The 16,869-nt window shown below is 63.8% G+C and carries 15 protein-coding genes; all 15 read right to left on the reverse strand.

The features are described 5' to 3' along the window. Positions 1-9: 9 nt before the first annotated feature. Complete coding sequence (purF, locus tag SPH52_RS10795) at positions 10-1,533, reverse strand: amidophosphoribosyltransferase (RefSeq protein ID WP_411795029.1); 1,524 nt, start codon at positions 1,531-1,533, stop codon at positions 10-12. Positions 1,534-1,594: 61 nt separating this feature from the next. Further along, positions 1,595-2,158, reverse strand: coding sequence for a CvpA family protein (locus SPH52_RS10800; RefSeq protein ID WP_411795030.1), 564 nt, complete (start codon positions 2,156-2,158; stop codon positions 1,595-1,597). A 4-nt stretch (positions 2,159-2,162) separates the two neighbouring features. Next, positions 2,163-2,849: an SPOR domain-containing protein gene (locus SPH52_RS10805; RefSeq protein ID WP_411795031.1), complete on the reverse strand. Its 687-nt coding sequence runs from the start codon at positions 2,847-2,849 to the stop codon at positions 2,163-2,165. An 18-nt stretch (positions 2,850-2,867) separates the two neighbouring features. Next, positions 2,868-4,154 (reverse strand): bifunctional tetrahydrofolate synthase/dihydrofolate synthase, encoded by a 1,287-nt coding sequence (gene folC / locus SPH52_RS10810; RefSeq protein WP_411795032.1) that lies wholly within the window; start codon positions 4,152-4,154, stop codon positions 2,868-2,870. 9 nt (positions 4,155-4,163) lie between these two features. Further along, positions 4,164-5,180, reverse strand: coding sequence for an acetyl-CoA carboxylase, carboxyltransferase subunit beta (accD, locus tag SPH52_RS10815; RefSeq protein WP_411795033.1), 1,017 nt, complete (start codon positions 5,178-5,180; stop codon positions 4,164-4,166). Between the two features lie 75 nt (positions 5,181-5,255). Continuing rightward, positions 5,256-6,071 carry a tryptophan synthase subunit alpha gene (gene trpA, locus SPH52_RS10820; RefSeq protein ID WP_411795034.1) on the reverse strand — a complete coding sequence of 272 codons (816 nt, stop codon included), beginning with the start codon at positions 6,069-6,071 and terminating at the stop codon, positions 5,256-5,258. 2 nt (positions 6,072-6,073) lie between these two features. Next, positions 6,074-7,288: a tryptophan synthase subunit beta gene (gene trpB / locus SPH52_RS10825; protein WP_411795035.1), complete on the reverse strand. Its 1,215-nt coding sequence runs from the start codon at positions 7,286-7,288 to the stop codon at positions 6,074-6,076. Between the two features lie 60 nt (positions 7,289-7,348). Continuing rightward, positions 7,349-8,002, reverse strand: coding sequence for a phosphoribosylanthranilate isomerase (locus SPH52_RS10830; protein WP_411795036.1), 654 nt, complete (start codon positions 8,000-8,002; stop codon positions 7,349-7,351). Positions 8,003-8,029: 27 nt separating this feature from the next. Then, positions 8,030-9,040, reverse strand: a complete 1,011-nt coding sequence (locus tag SPH52_RS10835; RefSeq protein ID WP_411795037.1) for a hypothetical protein — start codon at positions 9,038-9,040, stop codon at positions 8,030-8,032. Positions 9,041-9,060: 20 nt separating this feature from the next. Further along, the gene (locus SPH52_RS10840) at positions 9,061-10,296 is read right to left on the reverse strand and encodes a PqqD family protein (protein WP_411795038.1); all 1,236 of its coding nucleotides are present in this window, start codon (positions 10,294-10,296) and stop codon (positions 9,061-9,063) included. A 38-nt stretch (positions 10,297-10,334) separates the two neighbouring features. Next, positions 10,335-10,526 carry a lasso RiPP family leader peptide-containing protein gene (locus SPH52_RS10845; protein WP_411795039.1) on the reverse strand — a complete coding sequence of 64 codons (192 nt, stop codon included), beginning with the start codon at positions 10,524-10,526 and terminating at the stop codon, positions 10,335-10,337. Positions 10,527-10,779: 253 nt separating this feature from the next. Next, a complete protein-coding gene (locus tag SPH52_RS10850; protein ID WP_411795040.1) occupies positions 10,780-12,726 on the reverse strand; it encodes an asparagine synthetase B family protein in 1,947 nt (648 codons plus the stop codon). Positions 12,727-12,880: 154 nt separating this feature from the next. Beyond that, the gene (locus SPH52_RS10855) at positions 12,881-13,051 is read right to left on the reverse strand and encodes a lasso RiPP family leader peptide-containing protein (protein ID WP_411795041.1); all 171 of its coding nucleotides are present in this window, start codon (positions 13,049-13,051) and stop codon (positions 12,881-12,883) included. 227 nt (positions 13,052-13,278) lie between these two features. After that, positions 13,279-14,205, reverse strand: a complete 927-nt coding sequence (gene truA, locus SPH52_RS10860; protein WP_411795042.1) for a tRNA pseudouridine(38-40) synthase TruA — start codon at positions 14,203-14,205, stop codon at positions 13,279-13,281. Between the two features lie 7 nt (positions 14,206-14,212). Further along, positions 14,213-16,756, reverse strand: coding sequence for a FimV family protein (locus tag SPH52_RS10865; protein ID WP_411795043.1), 2,544 nt, complete (start codon positions 16,754-16,756; stop codon positions 14,213-14,215). Between the last annotated feature and the right edge of the window lie 113 nt (positions 16,757-16,869).

A 16,869-nucleotide genomic window follows, 5' to 3' on the forward strand; every position in this document is an offset into this window, starting at 1 on the left:
TTGGCCACCTCAGTCGTCGATGTCGTCTTCCTGATTATGCATACCCACCAGGGCGTGGGCTCCGGAACTCAGCTGCTGCTTGGCGGCATCGTTGCGTGAAGCTTCCAACGCTGACAGGTAGCCGGCATCGATGTCGCCGGTCACGTAGCGACCGTCGAACACCGAACAATCGAACTGCTCGAGCCCGGGATTGACTTCGCGACAAGCGTCCTTCAGATCGTCCAGATCCTGGTAGAAGATGCGGTCGGCGCCGATCAGCTCGCCTACTTCGGCTTCGCTGCGGCCATGAGCGATCAACTCCGCTGCCGCCGGCATGTCGATACCATAGACGTTAGGATAGCGCACCGGCGGCGCAGCCGAGGCAAAGTAGACCTTGTTGGCGCCAGCCTCGCGAGCCATCTGGATGATCTGCTTGCAGGTGGTGCCACGCACGATGGAGTCGTCCACCAGCAGCACGTTCTTGCCCTTGAACTCGACACCGATGGCATTGAGTTTCTGGCGTACCGACTTCTTGCGCTGGGTCTGGCCCGGCATGATGAAGGTCCGCCCGATATAGCGATTCTTCATGAAGCCTTCGCGATAGGTCACGCCCAGATGCTGGGCGAGTTCCAGCGCCGAAGTACGCGAGGTATCGGGGATCGGAATCACCACGTCGATATCGTGTTCCGGCCACTCGCTGCGGATACGGTCGCCGAGCTTGCGTCCCATCTGCATGCGCGTGCCGTAGACATAGGCGCCATCGAGAATGGAATCGGGCCGCGCCAGGTAGACGTGCTCGAAGATGCAGGGCGACAGAGTCGGCATGTCGGCACACTGCTGGGTATGGAACTCCCCCTCCATGTCGATGAAGATCGCCTCGCCCGGCGCCAGGTCGCGATGCAACTCGAAACCACCCACGTCAAGTGCCACGGACTCCGAGGCGATCATCACCTCCTGCCCATTGCCCTCGTCGCGGGTGCCGAACACCACCGGGCGGATGCCGTTGGGATCGCGGAACGCGACCAGGCCGACGCCGTTGATGATCGCGACCGCAGCATAGCCGCCGCGGCAACGACGGTGCACCCGCCGCACCGCATCGAAGATGTCGCCAGGAGAGAGGTGCAGCCCCTGCTTGCCCAGTTCATGGGCAAACACGTTGAGCAGCACTTCGGAATCCGAACTGGTATTGATATGGCGCAGATCAGAAGAGAACAGCTCCTGCTTGAGCTGGTCCGAGTTGGTCAGGTTGCCGTTGTGCGCCAGCGCAATACCATAGGGGGAGTTGACGTAGAACGGTTGCGACTCCGCTTCGCTGGACGAGCCCGCGGTCGGGTAGCGCACATGGCCGATACCCAAATTGCCCTGCAGGCGCGCCATGTGGCGAGTGTGGAACACATCGCGTACCAGGCCGTTGCTCTTGCGCAGCAGAAAGCGCCCTTCGCTCCATGTCATCATGCCAGCGGCATCCTGGCCGCGATGCTGAAGCACTGTCAGGGCGTCATAGATCGCCTGGTTCACGGTCTGCTTGGCCACAAGGCCGACGATACCGCACATTCCACCTTACCTCGCTTGCAGGGGTGCCGACCGCGGTCGGCTTGATAATGGCAATTAGGGACTACAACGCACCGGGCTCCGGAGAACCACCGTCACGACGCTCGGGCAATGGGAGATTCCGCCATGCCTCGGGTGCCTCGGGCACTCGGCCCTCCCAGGCTTCGAGTTGATTCACGGCCCAGTCGCGTAGATGCTCGAAGGTGGGCCTGAGCTCCGCATCCTGCCACGCCTGCAGCTGGGCCAGCGGCGTCAGGCTGATCAGGATAGTCGCCACCACCAGCACCACTGCACCGCGCGCGACGCCGAAGCAGGCACCGGCCACGCGGTTGAAAAAACCCATGCCGACCCACTCCACGGCGGCATGCACCATGCGAATGATGATGCCGCAGAGCAGTACGACACCTAGGATCACCAGCACGAAGGCCAGCACCAGCCGGCCGTCGGGACTGTCGATCAGCCCGGAAAGCAGATCGGCTACCGGTTCGGCGAGGAGCCGCGCCGCCAGCAGCGCGATGATCCAGGCCGCCAATCCCAGCCCTTCGCGGACCAGTCCACGCATGAACCCCGCCAGGGTCGAGATGGCCAGCACGGCGAGAAAGCCCCAGTCAAGCCAGGTCAATGTCATACCGTCATTCTCTCACCCGAACCAGCAGGCCCTGCAGGTTGGCCCGCTCTTTTACGGTACTCATGGCGCGCTCGCCGGCCTCCGAGGAATCGAAGGGCCCAACGTAGACCGTCGTCATGTTGTTGTCGCGCCTCCGGCTATAGACGGGAAAACCATGCTCCCGGAGCTGTGCCTGGAGCCGTTCGGCATTGCCCGGCTCGCCAAAGCTGCCCACTTGTACGGCCCACTCGCCCCCCGGCGAAGCGTTCACCGAAGCGGCCGGGCGCTCGGGCTCGGGGCTCGGCGTCGTGGGCGGGCTGCTCTCGGTCCGCTCGGAAGCCGCCTGGGCCAGATCCGCAATGGGGTCCTGCCGGGGCGCGGCGCTACCTGTCTCGCCCTGTTGCACTGCCACGGCTGGCGCGGCTTCCACTCGGGCCGTCTCATCGGGTGAGGGCTCGACATCTTCCAACGGCGGCTGCGGTTCCACCAGCGCGGGGCTCGTCTCGGGCGAGCGAATCTGGCCCAGGCTTTCGGGTGGCTGCGGATCGGGCACGCTGCGGCGCTCGACGGGCACCGGCTGCTCGATGGTCAGCATCGGCTGGGGGCGCTCGTCGCGAGGTGCCGGTTCATCGAACAGCATCGGCACAAAAATCACCGCCAAGGCGATCAAAATGACCGCTCCGCTGATTCGTTCGCGCATTCCGTACTTCATCATGCCCTCCTGCCCCCGCTAGGCTGCCTGCGCCTGCTTCCATGCCAGTATGGCCGCCACCGTGAAGAAGGAGCCACATACCAGCACGCGATCGTCGGGCGCCAAGCGCCCGGAAAGCCATTCCGCACCCGCCTCGGGCGACTGGGCCTGGTAAGCGACATGTCCCCCGCGGGCCTCGATGCGCCCTGCCAGATCCGCGGCTGTGCGTGCCCGCTCACCGTCCAGGGTCACGCTCACCCAGCCATCCGCTGCGGCAGACAAGGCGTCGATGACACCATCGGCATCCTTGTCGCCCAGCATACCGAGCAGCACCCAGGTACGCCCACGGCATGGCTGTACCGACAGTCTACCCGCCAGGTAAGTCGCGGCATGTGGGTTGTGGCCCACATCCAGACACCATTGCCCCAGCCACTGCATGCGCCCAGGCACCTGCAGCCCGCGCAGGGCCAGCCGGCAACTCACTCCATCGAGCACGATACCGGCCGCCGTCAGGGCTTGCAGCGCCGTAGCGGCATTGTCCAGCGGCAGCCCCGGATCGGGCAAGTCTTCGAGGCTTGGAAAAGTCCCGTCGGTGTCGGTTCCCTGCCAGTTGAAGCGACCGGCAGCACTGGGTTGCCAACGAAACTCCTGCCCCAGGGTCAGGGCCGGAGCCCCCCGTTCATCGGCGCACTGACGCACGCTCGCGGGTAACTCGCTGCTGCCCAGTATGGCGGGACGGCCGTCACGCATGATACCGGCCTTCTCACGACCGATTCCCGCGAGGTCGGTGCCGAGGAAGGCGGCATGATCAAGCGCGATGGTGGTGATGACGGCGACATCGGCATCGATGACGTTGACGGCATCGAGCCTTCCTCCCAACCCGACCTCGAGCACGGCGAGGTCCGGCCGGCGACGGGCGATGGCCCAAAGTGCCGCCAGAGTACCGGCCTCGAAGTAGGTCAGACTCACGGGCTCGTCGGCCAGTCGCGCTGCTTCCACGGCTTCGAAGCCGGCGATGAGCGTGGCATCATCCGCTTCGTTGCCGTCGAAACGCAGTCTTTCGTTGTAGCGCAGCAGATGGGGCGAGGTGTAGGCCGCGGTGGCGAGACCATGCGCGCGTGCCAGCGCGTCGATCATGGCCACCGTCGAGCCCTTGCCGTTGGTGCCAGCCACTGTGATGACACACGGTGCCAGCTGATGCTCCATTAACCCCATGCGGCGAGCGACCTCGGCCACTCGCTCGAGGCCGAGGTCGATGCCCACCGGGTGGACCTGCTCCAGGTAGCTGAGCCAGCCGTCCAGCGTTCGTGATGACGTCGAAGGCATCACGAGAGATCAGCGCGTCGGGTCAAAGCGGTCGGTGTCCTCGGGCGGCACCGAGTCTTCCACTGCCTCAGACTCGGCGGCATCGATGAACTCGCCCTCCTCCGCTGCCGCACGCTCGGCCTCGTCGACCAGGTCCGGCTCGTGGATCATGCCCTCACCGAGGCCGATAGGCGGCTGATGGGTCAGCTTGCGCAGCACGGCACCCAGGCGGTCACGCATTTCGCCACGGGGCAGGATCATGTCAACCGTGCCATGCTCGAGCAGGAACTCGCTACGCTGGAATCCTTCCGGCAATTTCTCGCGTACGGTCTGCTCGATGACCCGCGGGCCGGCGAAGCCAATCAGTGCATTGGGCTCGGCCACGTTGAGATCGCCCAGCATGGCCAGCGACGCCGACACGCCACCGAACACAGGATCGGTGAGCACCGAGATGTAGGGCACACCGGCTACGCGCAGACGCTCCAGCGCAGCTGAGGTCTTGGCCATCTGCATCAACGAGAACAGTGCCTCCTGCATGCGTGCCCCACCCGAAGCGGAGAAGCAGATGAAGGGGATACGCTCTTCGAGAGCAAGGCTGGCCGCGCGCACGAACTTCTCACCTACCACGGCGCCCATGGAGCCACCCATGAAGGTGAACTCGAAGGCAACCACGACCACAGGCAGACCCTCAAGGGTACCACGCATGGCCACCAGGGCATCTTTCTCGCCGGTCTCCTTCTGGGCCGCGTTGAGGCGGTCCTTGTACTTCTTGGAGTCGCGGAACTTGAGGCGGTCCTGCGGCTCGAGGTCGGCCGAGATCTCCTCCCGACCCTCCTTGTCGAGGAACCAGTCGAGCCGCTTGCGTGCGGTCAGGCGCAGATGATGGTCGCACTTGGGGCAAACGTTGTGATGCTTTTCCAGTTCGGGCAGATAGAGTACCGCCTCGCACTTCGGGCACTTGCGCCACAGGCCGTCGGGCACGCTGGCCCGCCGATCCTTGCGCTGAATCCGCCCCATGGAGGGAACAATCTTGTCGAGCCAGCTCATGTCAGAAAGGCTTCCGTATGCTGTTGCGCCCGGCTGTACCGGGCGTCATGAGTCGAATCTTGAGCAAGGGCGAGCTCAGCGTGCGGGCAGTGCATCCAGAGCCTGGCGCATCTCCCCGAGAACCGTCTTGAGCTCACCGGCAATCACTTCGGGCCGCTCGGCGTTGTCGGCGATACGACTGACCAGCGCACTACCGACGATGACACCATCGGCGACCTTGCCGACCTCGGCTGCCGAGGCGCCGTCACGGATGCCGAAGCCAACGCATAGCGGCAGATCGGTCAGGCCGCGCAGCGGTGCCAGATGTTCGGCCACGTCGTCGGCATTGAGCGTGGCAGCCCCGGTCACGCCCTTGAGCGCGACATAGTAGAGATAGCCCTCGCCATGGGCGCATATTGTAGCGGCCCGCTCCCGCGAAGTGGTAGGGGCGACGAGAAAGATCGAGGCCAGGCCATGCTGCTTGAGCAACGGGCCGAACTCATCGGCTTCCTCGGGAGGCATGTCGACGGTCAAGACGCCATCGACTCCGGCCGCCGCGGCCTGCTCGGCGAACGCGACAAGACCGATGCGCTCGACGGGATTGAGGTAGCCCATCAGCACCACCGGAGTGTCGTTGTCCGCCTGACGAAACTCGCGCACCATCTCGAACAGGTGGGCCAGTCGAACGTTGTGCTTGAGCGCGCGCTCGCAGGCTTTCTGGATGACCGGCCCGTCGGCCATGGGGTCGGAGAACGGCACTCCCAGCTCGATCACGTCGGCGCCCGCTTCCACCAGGGCATGCATGAACCCGACGGTATAGCGCGGGTCCGGATCGCCAGCGGTGATGAAGGGAATCAGCGCCCGACGGCCCTGAGCCTTCAGGTCTGCGAAGCGTTGGTCGATTCGGTTCATCGTCAGAACTCCAGGCCGTCGATCTTGGCGACCGTCATGATGTCCTTGTCGCCGCGGCCGGAAAGGTTGACCACGATGTTCTGGTCGGGCCGCATGGTCGGCGCCAGCACCTTGGCGTGGGCCAGGGCATGGGCAGATTCAAGCGCAGGCATGATGCCTTCGATACGCGTCAGCTCGCGGAATGCTTCGAGTACCTCATGGTCGTTGGCGGCGACGTACTGCACCCGCCCCACGTCCTTCCACAGCGCATGCTCGGGACCCACGCCAGGGTAATCGAGACCCGCAGAGATCGAATGGGTATCCGAAACCTGGCCACCCTCATCGGACATCAGGTAGGTGCGGTTGCCATGCAATACGCCGCGGGGCGCGTTGGACGTCAGCGGTGCCGCATGACGTCCGGTATCTACACCGTCGCCACCGGCCTCGACGCCGTACATGGCAACCTCGTCGTCCTCGACGAAGGGATAAAACAGCCCCATGGCATTGGAGCCGCCACCGACACAGGCAATCAGCGCATCGGGCAGCTTGCCGAACTCTTCCAGCGACTGGCGTCGCGCCTCGCGGCCGACCACGGCGTTGAAGTCGCGCACCAGCATGGGGTACGGATGCGGACCGGCCACGGTACCGATGATGTAGAAGGTATCGTCGACGTTGGTCACCCAGTCGCGCAGTGCCTCGTTCATGGCGTCCTTGAGGGTACGCGTCCCCGACTCCACCGGAATGACGTTGGCCCCGAGCAGACGCATACGATAGACGTTGAGCTTCTGGCGCTGGACGTCCTCGGCACCCATGTAGACCTCGCACTTGAGGCCCAGACGCGCCGCCACGGTGGCCGTGGCCACGCCGTGCTGACCCGCGCCGGTCTCGGCGATCACCCGCGGCTTGCCGCTCATCTTGGCCAGCAGCGCCTGGCCGATGGTGTTGTTCACCTTGTGCGCGCCGGTATGGTTGAGATCTTCGCGCTTGAGCCAGATCCGTGCCCCGCCGAGCTTGTTCGACCATCGTTCCGCATGGTAGAGCGGAGAAGGACGACCCACGTAATGGGCCAGGTCATAGTCGAATTCGGCCTGAAAGTCCGGATCATCGCGAAGACGCATGTACGTCTTCTCCAGATCGTCCAGGGCGAAGCTCAGGGTCTCCGAGACGAACCGACCGCCATAGGGGCCGAAGTGGCCACGGGCGTCCGGCAGTCGGGTCAGGTCACTGAACTTGCTCACTAAAGACACCTCATAGGGTCGCCATAAGGGAGAATTGAATAGGGGCTTGTGCAGAAGCAATCAGCCAAGGCGCTTGCGATCGGCCTGGGCCACCGCCGCGGCGAAAGCCGACAGCAGGCGGGGATCCTTGCAACCGGGCTCGGCTTCCACGCCACCGGAGACGTCCACCGCAAAGGGGCGCACACGCTCGATGGCATCGGCCACGTTGTCCGCGCTCAGCCCACCCGCGAGAATAACAGGTTTTTCCAGGCTTGCGGGGATTCGCGACCAGTCGAAAGTCTCGCCGGTACCGCCTGGTACACCCGGGCGATAGGCATCCAGCAGCAGCGCCTGGGCGCCGGCGTAGACCTCTGCCGCAGCGTGCAGGTCGAGGTCGTCACGCATGCGCAGCGCCTTGATCCATGGACGGTCGAACTGTGCGCAGAAGGTCGGCGTCTCATCGCCATGGAACTGCAACAGATCGAGATGCTCGGCGCAGCGCGCAATCAGGTCAGGCACCTGATCGACGAAGAGTCCTACCCGGGTAACGAAGGCCGGCACCCGAGCGGCGAGTTCCACCAAGCGCTCCTCGTCAATGGCCCGCTTGCTGCCGGGCCAGAGCACGAAGCCGAGCGCGTCGGCCCCGGCGGCCACGGCAACGGCCACGTCCTGTTCACGCGCAAGGCCACAGAACTTGATCCGGGTACGTCTTCTCACCGCTTGTACATCAGTCATGCCCATTCTTGCCTAACCTGCCTGCTGTCAGTCAGCGACCGTCGCACCACCAAGATCGGCGAGCACCGCACGGTGCACCTCGGGAAGATATTGGTAGCCGCTAGGATAACACAGGCGCTTGACCACGACGGCACGTGCGATGGCCGCGAGGCGATTGAAGCGCATCCGAATCACCTCCTCCTGCTCGCCGCCATTTCCTCCAGCCGCCGCCTTGCACTCCCCCAGCACCTCGGCAAGGAATGAATGCCGCACGAGCTGAATCAGCGACTCTCCCGCTCCGAGCGGTTCCATGCGGATAGTGACATCGGAGTCTTCAGGCGCACGGCGCTCCAGCAGGTAGATCCTCGCCACCTGCAGCGACTCCCTGGCGATACTCCCGACCCTGTCCGCCGGCACGCTGAGCTTGGGGAAGTCGGGATGCACCAGATCGAAGCCCTCGTCGGCACCGACGAAGCGCCGGGCCTGCTGCGGCGTCAGCTTGAGCTGGGGGAAGGCGTGCCGACAAAGCACCCCCGCCTCACAAGGCTCGAGTGCTGCAATGTCATCGGCGAGGAGGGGGAAGCCCGCCGCGACCAGGGAGGCCACCAGAGTACTCTTGCCACCTTGGCGATCTGCGGCGAACAGCACTGCCTGTCCATCGTGCGCCACGACCCCGGCATGCAGGGCACTCACGCCGGTCATCTCGAGGTAATAGGACAGCACGTGTCCCAGCAGACAGAGATCGACCATGAAGCCCAGCTCGGCGTCATGCAGCCGACAGACGATACGCCCTGGGCTCACCAGGAAATCCGCCACGCCGGGAAAGCGCATCAGGCTGCCTTCGGCCGTGACGTAGATCTCCAGGACATGCTCCCCACACCAGTTTTTTTCCCGGCTCAGGTAGAGAACATCATCAGCCGACGGAACAGTGTCGTCACCAGCCTGCACACAAAGGAAATAGAGGTCGCACGCCGCCGTGGCGGGCGCCACGGTCAAGGGAGCGCGGAAGCGAAAAGTGGTTTCCAGGCAGAGGCCGTAAACCCAGTATCGATTTGCCACAAATGCCCCCTGTACGGCTTTCAGTGGTGGGTCATGATGCCGTTCTCCTCGAGATCCGCCACCAGCAAGGCCAGGTCACGACGCAATATATCCGGAGCGACGGCGTAGCTATCCAGCAGCATCGACAAGGCTCCTTTCAGGCTGCCGGTAGTCAACAGGGCACGCCACATGTCGGCCGCCGTTGGATCCAGCTGGAAGCAGGTTGCTCGCTCGGCGCCTTCTGTCGGGAAGCGCGCCACCGCAAGCGAGGCGTCATACGATGTCCACAGCACACGGTCATCGATCTTGAGGGAACCAAGCCCCATCGCCTGCCGCTCGATCACTTCCGACGCCTTCCCTCTCGCCCGCCCGTTCCGCCTGCGACGCTGCGACAAGGCCAACATGCGACGCTTCAGGCACAGCGCTGGCGGCAGGATATTCCAGCCGGCTTCAAAGCGCCCCGCCTCGGCATTCCAGTACTTCGTCTCGGGCTCGCACCAAGCGAAGGCAATGTACTCGGCTATTCCGCTCCAGTAGCCATCGCCACCCATTTGCCGCTCTCTCTCGTCTAGCCATTGGGGGTAGGCCTCACCGAATCGCTGCGGGGCGACGTCCTTGAGATCCTCGGCGTTGATACAGGCCTCAACCCTCGGCTCGATTCGCTCGATGGCTCGACACAGCTCCCGGGGGGCGAACAGCGGACAGAAGATGACGGCAGGTACATCCCAGTACTGCAGGAACTGCTGGAAACGCACCCCGGAAAGGGCACAGTCGTCCACCACCACCCATGACGCGGAACCTTCGAGCCCCGATTCACCTGGTATACCGATCTGGTCAGGGCGCAGATTCAGCAGATAGGAAAGCATGCCGAGTACGATCCACCCACCCCGGGGGATCGCGGTATAGCGAAAGCGCGCCAGGGCCTCCTGGCCGAAACGCAGCCTGAGAGCTGTCGCCAGCCGCTCCGCCGCCTGCTCGGCAGCAGGATAATCGACATAGCGGTGATGCGCGAGTACCTCATTGAGCTGTGCCGCCAGATCGGCAAGGCGAGCATGCTGCTCCGGGGAGAATTGGCCGAAAACGACGACGAGAGGATCGGGCCAGGCTCGTGTCACGAGCCTGGCCCCATGCAGCTGGTACCACAGGGGGTTGGCCTGGATGCCCTCGGCAAGCGCTTTGAGGGCAGCCTCCCGGTCGGTCTGCCGGGTAAAGGCAAGAAGCTGCTCGACGAGCCGACGGCCGTCGAACAACAGGACGGCATCGACTCCGGTACTCATAGGCTAGCCAGCGCCAAGCCGGTCCGATACCCGGCCGCTCACCACCACCTACGCCTTCTGGGCCGATTGACGCTTCCACCCTGACGGCCCTGGGCCTGACCGGGCAGCACGTCACCGCCAGGCCTGGTCTGCCCCACCAGCGTGAGGTCGGCAACCGTTCCCCATCTTGTCAGCTGGGGGCGGCTGTACTCACGTCGAACATTGCGCTTCACTTCTTGACTGTTGTTCATTACCTGATCCTCCGATCAGTTCCATTGTTGGGTGCCGGGTAGCGAATGCACCCCGCCACCCAGATCCATGACTTGCTAACATTTTCTAACTTTTCCTTACGCTGACAAACTACTTTTGCTCAGTAAGGCTAGGCCAGTCCATATTGAACAACCATGCAAAAAAAGCGTGGTTTACAAACTGTTAATGTCTGGCTTTCATCGCTCGGTAAGTAGTGGCTTCGTCATGCACCGTCTTGCCAAACGGCTGGCACCACTACCAAAATCGCCTCAGCCAGATTTCAAGCGACAGGGTCGGCCAGAGGTCGAAGCTAGGTGCCTCCCCACGCACGAAACGCTCGAAGCGCTCGCGCAGCATCGCTTCATCGACGAATCCCAGCTCGGCACAGCGGCTATGGGTCATCAGGTCGATGACCTTGTGGTAGGCCTTGTTGCGTAGCGCACCGAGATACAGAGGTTCAGGGGAAACCTTGCCAATTGACCGGATGGCATCTGCCGGCATGACACCCTCCATGGCCCGCCTCGCCAGCCGCTTTCCCTCGATGGCGGTATCGACGCAGTACTGGGGACAGGCAAGAATGAACTCGGCGATGCGCCTGTCGCTCCAGGGGTCAGCCAACCCCACGCCATGCATGGCCGCGACGCGCTCTGCATAGGTTATCCCCCGAGTGACCAGCGGCGAAAAAATATGGATGTAGCGGTCCCGTGGTGCGCTGCGCTGCCACGTTGCTGCCGCCGCACGCACGGGTTCGATCGGCGGCAGGCCGACCTGCTGCAGGAATGCCGGTGAGATATGCTCGGCCGCTCGCCTCACTGGCCCGCGTGGCAACGGGTACGCGACCGCCCCTCCCTTCCCCCTGCCCGATCGGTAGCCGCGTCGCGCGGTGCGCCAGCCTTGGGCAAGGGCTCCGTTTCCCAGGGCATCTGCCAGTATGGGGCGCATCAGGTAGCGCGACAGGGTCGAGGGCCAGGACAAGGAGAACACCTCCGACAGTGCCGACAGCTCGCGGCATCCTTCGCGAAGATGGCCAGCAAGCAGCATGCCGGGCACATCGTTGACGTTGCCACCGCACATCACGTCGCCGCGAAAGCCATAGAACATGACGCTGACTCGGTCAGCTGCAGCCGCTGACAGGGACTTATCCAAGAATGGCAGGAACATCGAGAAGAAGGGATCGTCCTCGTGGGGCTGGTTGAGGGAATCCTCGACCAGGGGATAGGTCTCCTCCGCTGGCACCTCGTGAACCGGCATGCCGAAATGGTCCGCGATGCGGTAGATGTTCTCGCGTTCGTCGCATTCAGTCAGCTCAGAGAAAACCCAGCTGTAGGCTCGCATCGAGGGAACAGCCTCCCCTTGCTGGCGAAGCCAGCCCGCCACCGACGCCACGCTGGTGGAATCGACGCCTCCACTCAGGCTCACGCCCACCGGATCACGGGCGCGCAAGCGACAGCGCACCGCCTCCGTCAACAGCTCACGCAACTGATCGGCGTAGTCCCTCTCGTCGGGATAACGCAGGCGGCGCTCGGGATCGGGAGTCCAGAAGCATCGACTGCGCTTTCGCCCCGCCAGGTCTATTACTACCTCCTCGGCGGGCTTGAGCTCTTCGATTCCCTCATAGAAAACCTGCCCCGGCGGCGTCTGCATGCCACAAAGGTGCCAGCCGACGGCCTCGCTGTTCAAGCGACGCGGGACGTCTTTCAGCGCCAGGATCTGCCGTGCCTCGCTGGCGAACAGCAGCCGACCTGGCTCGAGGCGGTAGTACAGGGTACGCATCCCCATGGCGTCCCTGGCCAAGTGCAGCTTTGAACGGCTGGCATCCCAAAGTACATAGGAGAAGTCCCCGAGCAGTCGCCCAGGTCCCTCTTCACCAGCATGGAGCAACATGCCCAGCATAAGCTCGGCATCCGTCGCTGTTGCGGCATGCAAGTGCGGGCTTACGCCGGCGCAGGCGCAGGCGTCACGATTATCGAGACGAGCATCGGCGGCGAACACCAAGCCATACCGCGGCTCGACCACCGGGCGACAGGCCCCGGTTCCGTCAGGAGTGGTGTCCAGCGACAGGCAAGCAATTCCAACCGGCCCGTCGCAGTGATAGGCGATACCATCGAGGCCTCGGCAGGCGGCCTTGTTGGCCATGAGCTCCAGCTCGGCACGCCTGACCAAAACACCATCGAGATTGATGATCCCGCAAATGCCGCTCACCGGACTGGATCCCCCAAGCCTTGAGTGCCAAGGCACCGTGGTTGATGGGCGTGCCGGGTAAAAGAAGCTGCCCGACGAGCCAATGGCCGTCGAGCAGCAGGACGGCATCGATCACCTTTCTTCATAGCTTGGCGATCCGATGCCGACTACCTCACTAGCGCCTGCGAGACCATGGTTTGCGGAAACCAGGCTTGCTGACACTACCACCATCACGCCCCCGTCCCCTTCCCATCAGCGTGAGATCGGCGACAGTTCCCCACTTTATCAGTTGGGGGCTGTTATATTCACGCCGGACATCACCCTTCACTTCCTGTGTATTTTCCATAATTTGATTCTCCGATCATTCATTGCTGAAGGGCGAATGCCACTCAGCTATCAGCTTCCATCTAACTCCAACATTTTCTTACACAGACAAGCTAGGCGAGCCCTGACGGGCCAACCATGCGAAAAAAGACTGGTTTACAAGGAACTAATGGGTGACTTTCTTCACTCGTGAGCGGTTCGGTCACGCCACCGCTCTCGGGTCGGAACGCAGGGCTTGGTGCCTCTTCCTTACGACACGGAATCGTCACCGACAGCGCCCAGGGAGCGGCCTCGCCGAAACTCGACCATCGGGCAGTCAGGCAGTTCGCGTTCGCCGGTCCATTCGCCCAGGAAGGCAAGCAGATTCGGGCCCAGCGGCTCCTTGGGTAGCCCCCAGGCATCATCATAGAGCGAATCAACGAAGTGCAGGCCACAAGCCGGCGCGGTGACGTCGGAGAGTTTGCGATCCTTGAACTCCAGCAGCTCGGCCAGGTAGCCGTCACCCTGCTCGCCGCGCCCCACGCTGACCAACGCACCGACAATGTTGCGGATCATATGGTGTAGGAAGGCATTGCCCTGCACGTCGACCACCACCAGCGGCCCGTGCCGATGCACTTCGATGAAATGCAGATGGCGCCAAGGGGTCTTCGATTGACAGCCCGCCGCCCGGAAGCTGGAAAAGTCGTGCTCGCCCACCAGCGCCTGGGCAGCGCGATGCATGGCATCGGCATCCAGCGGATCGCGACACCAGGTCACATTTGCACGCTCCAGCACCGGGCGGCTCGACTGGTTGAGAATGATATAGCGATAGCGGCGCGCCAGAGCCTTGAAGCGTGCATGGAATTCATCAGGCACTTCACGCACCCAGCGCACCGCGACATCGCGCGCCAGGTTGGCGTTGACGCCAAACACCCAGGCCTTGTTCGAGCGGGGCACAGGCGCGTCGAAGTGCACGATCTGGCGCGTGGCGTGCACACCAGAATCGGTTCGGCCGCTGGCGTGCACCGTTATCGGCTGGCTCGCCACTTTGGCGAGCGCCCGCTCCAGCTCAGCCTGAACCGAAGGCGAGTGCTTGAGCCGCTGCCAGCCGCAGTAGGCGCTGCCGTCATATTCCACCCCCAGGGCCAGGCGGCCACTCAGGGGGCGACGATCATCGAGAAGTCGAAACAGGGTCATGCAGCCATCAGAGTCGGTAGTGAGTGATCAAGTCCCGGGTCTTGTCGCGCAGCTGCGGATCGTCCGAACCGAGCAGGCGCTGCAATAGCGGACGCGCCCGCTCCACCTCGCCGTCTTCAAGCAGACGGCGGGCTTCTTCCAGGTCGTCGCGCTGATCGGAATCACCCAAGGTAACGGCATTATCGCGGTCAAGCGGCGGGAAGGCTACTTCCTCCACCTCCCATTCGACGTCTTCCGCATGGGGAAGAGTCGAGCGCTCCAACGGCACATCGCGCTTCTCCGCATCGTGGCCGTCGTTCGTCACCGGAAACTCGACGCTGGGCTGCATGGGGGTTTCCTCTCGAGACGGCGGCTCGGGGTCGAGTACCGGAGGCTGGTAGTCGATCACTCCCCACTCCACTGTCTCGTTGCGCTCAGATGACGCCTGCTCCGACGTGTTGGCTGCTGGCTTCTCCTCGTCCATCTCGACATGAGCTGCATCCGGCTCCTCGGCACGTAACGACTCCTTGTGCAGGGGCTCCTCCGTAAGCGGCGACTCATCCTGTTCTGCCGCGTTTTCTTCCGGCTCGACTGCCTCGCTTTCCTCAGGCTCGACACCTGCCAGGGTCGGCTCATCGTCGCTCGGGAAGGAGTCCATACCGGGCGACGTGGGGCGATGCTTGGCCAGAAGCTGCCCCGCCTCTGCCACCAGCGCGGAATCGCCAGTCTCGGCCAATCGCTGTGCCTCCTGCTCGGCAGCCTGTCGGTTGCCCTGTTCCACGTAGATGCCGAGCAGCTTGAGACGCAGGTCATGCCGCCCCGGATCGCGGGCCAGCCCCGCCTCCAGCAGCTCCCTGGCCTGATCATAGCGCCCATAGGCGATGAAGATATCCGCCTCACTGATGGCCTCGGCCTGCGGCATGACGGCGCGGGGCATCTCCTTGTCGCGAGGACTTCCCTCAGCGACACTCATGCCCGCCACCATGAGCGGTGCCGGAGCAGCCGGCGGGTTCGAGGGCTTCGCCACATCACTTGAGGGCGGCCTGCCATGGACCATGCCGGGCATGCCGCGTCCTGGGACCGCCGTATCGCGGTGCTGCCGGCGGCGAATCCACAACCAGAGACCCAGTAAGGCCGCCAGGCCGGCACCACCCAGAATCAGATTGCGATCGATGGACGCAGGGTAGGCAGCACCCCACCAGGGCGCATCTTCCTGGGTATCAGCCTCGGTCTGCACCACCGCCCGGCCTGGCCCGACACCTTCTTCGCCTCCCCCTGCCAGCAATACGGCCAGTTGCTCACGCATCGCGTCGACCTCATCGCGCAGGCCACCAAGCTCCTGTTGCAGCACATCGCGCTCGGCCCGCACCTCTCCCAGCGCTGCCTGACTCTCCAGCCAGCGCCGCTCAAGCAAGGCAAAACGCGGATCGCTCTCCCCCAGTGCCAGCTCACCGCCACCAAGCGCTGCCAGCACATCGGCATCGAGCGCTGCGCCAGCGGGGCCGGTTTCGTCCCCAGCCGAGGCGACCGCCCGGCTACTCGCCTCGGCAACGTCCAATGCGGCTTCGGCGGCGAGTTCGTCGTCGCTGAGCAGCGTGAGCCTTGGTATCGCATCGACATCATCGGCCGACGGCACCTCAGGCCGGGGCTCAGCTTGATCAGCCGGCTCTGCCCCGGACGGTGCTGGCTGGATCGCCTCGCCAGCGACGGATAGCGCAGCCACCTCGATAGTCTCGCCGACAGAGGTGGAAGGTCCCAGCGGAACGCGGGCGGGAGCGCCTCTGCCACGACTGGCCCAGGCCTGGTTCATCTCCTGGACGATGCGGTCGGCCTCGGCCCCCGAACGGGCACCGATGGCCGCTCGCGATGGCACGGCCAAGGCATGCCCGGCACGCATGGCATTGATGTTGCCCGAGGGGAAAACGTCCGGGTTGGCTTCTACCAGCGCGACCATCATCTGGTTCATGCTGATACTGCTGTCGGGCCGGAGCCGTCCGGCTACCGACCACAGGGTATCGCCGTTGCCTACCCAGGCGCGGTCATCCGCTGACGCCTCGCTCAAGCGCGTGACGGCTGGCCGGGAGGCGGCCTGGGATGCAGGTGCGCCAGACGCTGCCGAGGACCGTGCAGTGGACTCGGTTTGGCGACTCGAGCCGCTGACCAGCACCGGCATGCTGTCGTAGTCGGGCGGGTCGAGCAGCAATGTCACTTCCCGCAGTTGACGGCCGGATGGCCAGTCGAATCGCAACAGCAGGTCCATCCAGGGTTCACGCACTGGCCGCTCGCTGGCAAGCGTCACCACCCACCGGCCCTGCAGCACCTCTACATCGGCTCTGACACTGGCCGCCAGCGGCGTACGTACCAGCCCCGCCGAATCGAATTCACGGGATTCGGCCACACTGACACGCAGCAGCTCAGGGTCGAGCCCAGTGGTATCGGTAAGCGGGATGACGGCACGCAACGGTGCATTGAGAGAAGAGCGCACATCGACCTCTCCTACCCCCAGAGCCAGCGCTTGCGGGCTCGCGGCCGACAGTGCCAGCAGCATGGCTGATGTCAACTTGCGTCTCATTGAGCTCCCTTGTTCTGCTCGCTTGCCATAAAGCGTTCGGTTCTTATGATGCTAAAATTCAGATCATGCAGGAATATGTAGCATATACCCGTACTGCCTGCTCCCTTGTCAAC

The sequence above is a fragment of the Halomonas sp. A29 genome (assembly GCF_046723295.1).
In the GTDB taxonomy this organism is placed as follows: domain Bacteria; phylum Pseudomonadota; class Gammaproteobacteria; order Pseudomonadales; family Halomonadaceae; genus Halomonas.

Coding starts and splice junctions, on each gene's coding strand:
- truA (WP_411795042.1), bottom strand. CDS start 14,205: ATGACCCTGTTTCGACTTCTCGATGATCGTCGCCCCCTGAGTGGCCGC.
- folC (WP_411795032.1), bottom strand. CDS start 4,154: ATGCCTTCGACGTCATCACGAACGCTGGACGGCTGGCTCAGCTACCTG.
- SPH52_RS10805 (WP_411795031.1), bottom strand. CDS start 2,849: ATGAAGTACGGAATGCGCGAACGAATCAGCGGAGCGGTCATTTTGATC.
- accD (WP_411795033.1), bottom strand. CDS start 5,180: ATGAGCTGGCTCGACAAGATTGTTCCCTCCATGGGGCGGATTCAGCGC.
- SPH52_RS10855 (WP_411795041.1), bottom strand. CDS start 13,051: ATGGAAAATACACAGGAAGTGAAGGGTGATGTCCGGCGTGAATATAAC.
- SPH52_RS10800 (WP_411795030.1), bottom strand. CDS start 2,158: ATGACATTGACCTGGCTTGACTGGGGCTTTCTCGCCGTGCTGGCCATC.
- purF (WP_411795029.1), bottom strand. CDS start 1,533: ATGTGCGGTATCGTCGGCCTTGTGGCCAAGCAGACCGTGAACCAGGCG.
- SPH52_RS10830 (WP_411795036.1), bottom strand. CDS start 8,002: ATGACTGATGTACAAGCGGTGAGAAGACGTACCCGGATCAAGTTCTGT.
- SPH52_RS10865 (WP_411795043.1), bottom strand. CDS start 16,756: ATGAGACGCAAGTTGACATCAGCCATGCTGCTGGCACTGTCGGCCGCG.
- SPH52_RS10840 (WP_411795038.1), bottom strand. CDS start 10,296: ATGAGTACCGGAGTCGATGCCGTCCTGTTGTTCGACGGCCGTCGGCTC.
- SPH52_RS10845 (WP_411795039.1), bottom strand. CDS start 10,526: ATGAACAACAGTCAAGAAGTGAAGCGCAATGTTCGACGTGAGTACAGC.
- trpA (WP_411795034.1), bottom strand. CDS start 6,071: ATGAACCGAATCGACCAACGCTTCGCAGACCTGAAGGCTCAGGGCCGT.